3 protein-coding genes are annotated in these 3,517 nt (G+C 44.8%); all 3 read left to right on the forward strand.

What is annotated here, in order from left to right; genetic code table 11:
- Positions 1 to 155 precede the first annotated feature (155 nt).
- From AWB54_RS14825 to AWB54_RS14835, 3 genes are read left to right on the forward strand one after another with little or no spacing between them, the layout of a single operon-like run.
- Positions 156 to 1,397 carry a tyrosine-type recombinase/integrase gene (locus tag AWB54_RS14825; RefSeq protein WP_061215375.1) on the forward strand — a complete coding sequence of 414 codons (1,242 nt, stop codon included), beginning with the start codon at positions 156 to 158 and terminating at the stop codon, positions 1,395 to 1,397.
- 1 nt (position 1,398) lies between these two features.
- Positions 1,399 to 2,376, forward strand: coding sequence for a tyrosine-type recombinase/integrase (locus AWB54_RS14830; RefSeq protein WP_061215376.1), 978 nt, complete (start codon positions 1,399 to 1,401; stop codon positions 2,374 to 2,376).
- Complete coding sequence (locus tag AWB54_RS14835) at positions 2,373 to 3,416, forward strand: tyrosine-type recombinase/integrase (RefSeq protein ID WP_061215377.1); 1,044 nt, start codon at positions 2,373 to 2,375, stop codon at positions 3,414 to 3,416. Before AWB54_RS14830 ends, AWB54_RS14835 begins: the two co-directional genes overlap by 4 nt.
- The last annotated feature ends 101 nt before the right edge of the window (positions 3,417 to 3,517 follow it).

Genomic DNA, 3,517 nt, shown 5'->3' on the forward strand with positions numbered 1-3,517 from the left:
TTGTCCATATCCCAGCAATTATTTTATCCTCAATATAATAGTCAAAGCATAGAAAAACCAATAGTTTCTATGAAAATTTCTCGGATAATTTCTGATATAAAATCTATAATACTCCTGGACATCAACCGGTGTCACAAATATGTTTGGAGGGTATTATGGATATTAGTTATTGGAGAGAACTAAATGACGGGTTTACTGACTTTCTTGTCGAGAAAGGCTACACCCACGACATTACAAGGCACTACAGGGGGACAATCAATCTGCTGATCCGCTTTGCGAATGCAAACGGCTATAAAGCATACACCCAAGAAATAGGCGAGAAATTTCTGAAGTCTGAAGAGCGCCTGATGTATTTACAGCAAGCTGGTTATCAGCGCCAGCGTTTGGTCATACGTCGATTTAATGAGTACCTTGACGACGGTAAGTATTCATATACGTATCTTCGAGTGAATTACGAATGCCCGGAAGCTTTCGAAGAGGTGCTTGAGCATTACCTCAAATCATTGGAGACAGCAAATTTGAAGCAATGCACCATTGACAAACATCGTGTATTTACAATAAAGCTATGCAGGGATTTTGCGAGGAACGGCATAGAATCATGGGATACCGTCGATGCCAAAGCGCTGGCGGGAGCGTTTGATCGGGCTACAAGCAAAGCTCAGTTTGCGGCATGTATACGGAAGCTCTTTGGATTCCTGGTCAAAGAAGGAATTGTCAAATACAATTACGCGGGGATAGTACCGCAAATGCATTATTGGAAGCGTATCCCCTCCGTGTATAGCAGCGACGAAATTGAGGCGATACTCGGAAGCGTCGATCGTTCAAATGAAGTGGGGAAACGTAATTATGCGATTCTTTTGTTGGCAGCACGATTGGGCATGCGCTCTTCTGACATAAGTTTCCTGCGCTTTGAAAATATTGATTTTGTCAAAGCTATTATTGAGTTTAAGCAACGAAAAACAGGGGTTGCAAACCAATTAACGCTTTTACCAGAAATAGCGGAAGCCTTGCAAGACTATATCAACAATGCGCGTGGCGACTCAGTTGAGCCATATATATTCCTTACTTGCCGAGAAAGCTTGCGGAAAGGCGTGCTGCCGCAATTGAGCAGCGGGGCTATATGCCGGGTTGCCGCAAAACATTTTCGTCAATCTGGAATCGAGTTTGGCGACAGGCACCATAGCGCACATGCCCTCAGGATGTCACTCGCAAGCGGTCTCGTAGCAGAAAATGTGCCTTATGAAGCGGTCAGAACCATTCTGGGGCATGAAGATCCTAACGCCATAACGCATTATGTGAAATTTGACACAGAAAGTCTGCGTTCCTGCGCCCTTGACGTCCCAATGGCGAGCGGCAGATTTGCCGAATACCTAGCCAGCGGAAAGGGGGCGTTGTAATATGCCTAAGCAATATGGCAGCTGTCTGGCCGCTGAAATGAATGATTATTTGAAGCTGCTGGAAAACGCAGATAAAGACACTAGCAAATACAGAACTACGTTTAACAGCCTTGACGCATATTTATTAAACAGCAATATATCTCAAAAGGCACTGACGGAAGCGGTTGTTTCCGGGTGGCTGAAGACTCTTGCGTGCAAACCAAAGTCTAAGAGGAATTACGCAGGCAACTTGCGCAGGTTTGCACGATACTTGTGTGCGCTTGAAATCCCTGCGTATGAGCCGGAATTGTTTCGGACACAGTCAGATTATGTTGCGTACACTTTTTCAGATGAAGAGTTTGCAGCCATTATTGACGCAGCTGACAATTTTGCAGCAATCAAAAGCAAAGAAAATGAGACATCATATGTCTTTCCAATGCTGCTCAGGATTCTCTACGGCTGCGGATTGCGGCTGGGCGAAGCGCTTTCGCTCCGTTGGCGTGACATAGATTTAGATACTGAAATTATCACAATACGGAAAGCCAAAAACCACAAGCAGAGAATTGTCCCAATTAGCAGCTCATTGGCAGAGGTGCTCAGATTATACAATAGGCGCATGATTGGAGATGATTCGGACGCTAGTTTATTGTTTGAGAGCGTCCGCATAAAAGGGCGTCCATACCTGCAAAACACGTTTAGGCTCTGGTTCTTGCAAATCTTGGAGCAAGCCGGTATCCCAAATGTACGCAGCGTGCCATCAGAGCGCATAATATCCCCCCATACCTTAAGGCACTACTTCACGTTCAAATCGTTTTTGAAGTCTGAAGCGGCAAGGAGACCGCTGGAAGAATCTGGACCACGACTGGCGGCATATCTTGGGCATGAATCTCTGATAGGAACTGAAAAATATATAACGACGAATTATGTGCTATACAAAAACTCGCACGCCCGGATGGAAGAGAGCATTGGAAATCTGTTTCCGGAGGTGAATTTCGAGTGAAAAGCAAACCTGGTGAGCTAACTCGTCTGTTGTCAGAGTTCTTTACCGAATACCTGCCTACTACCAAGGGGCTGAGCGCAAACACCATAACAGCGTACCAGTACGCTTTCCGGCTGCTTTTTGGATATCTTGATGATGTAAAAGGTATCATGCCGACCAAGGTGTCGTTTGAAACGCTCTCAAACGGCGTTATTGACGAATTTCTTGTCCATCTCGAACAAGAGCGCCAGTGTACCGCTAAAACGCGCAATGTTCGCCGCTCCGCGATCATTGCGTTTGCAAAATATGCCGCCAAGAAATCCTTTTCCGCATCTTTGCCATTTTATTCCGAAGCAATTACTTCCGCAAAGAAAAAAGAGCCGAAGAATAATATCATAAAATACTTTACGAAAGAAGAAATTCAATTGCTGCTAAAACTGCCTGATACATCAAAAGCGATCGGACAGCGCGATGTCGCGATGATGGCGGCATTATATGCTACTGGCGCACGGGCGCAGGAGCTGTGCGACATAACTTTGAAGGACATCACGTTAGCAACGCCGTCTTTTCCGACAAAGGTGCGCTTGACTGGAAAAGGAAACAAATCTCGAATAATTACTATCCCCATGAGCTGCACCGCAATCATAACCGAGTATTTGCGGGTAAGAAAATACGATTTAAACAACAAGTCAACTTACGACCGGCATCTATTCTCAAGCCAGGCCAATGAGCAAATGTCAATCTCTTGCGTTGAGGAAGTTGTCCGGAAATATGTGGTTAGAGCAAAGGAACTCTATCCGAAGCTTTTTAGACAGAACGACTACACGCCGCACTCATTTCGCCACTCAATCGCGGTTCATATGCTTGAAGCAGGTGAATCACTTATTGCAATTAAGGCGTTTTTAGGCCATGCATCGATTTCTTCTACTGTTGTTTACGCCAAGCTTACGCCAGAATTAGCTAACAAATACCTTGATGAACTCGGCAAACCATTAGAAAATACGATGATGCAATCGATTCCGCAGTCCCTCCCCAACGCGATGCCATTCCTATACAGATAGTTTTGTCATCAGAAATTATCCGAGGAGTCTAAAGCAGATTCCTCGGAGTTACAACACTTCAGAAGAATTATGGTGGATAAAATAATTGCTGGGATATGGAC

It is taken from the genome of Syntrophomonas wolfei subsp. methylbutyratica (assembly GCF_001570625.1).
GTDB classification, from domain to species: domain Bacteria; phylum Bacillota; class Syntrophomonadia; order Syntrophomonadales; family Syntrophomonadaceae; genus Syntrophomonas; species Syntrophomonas methylbutyratica.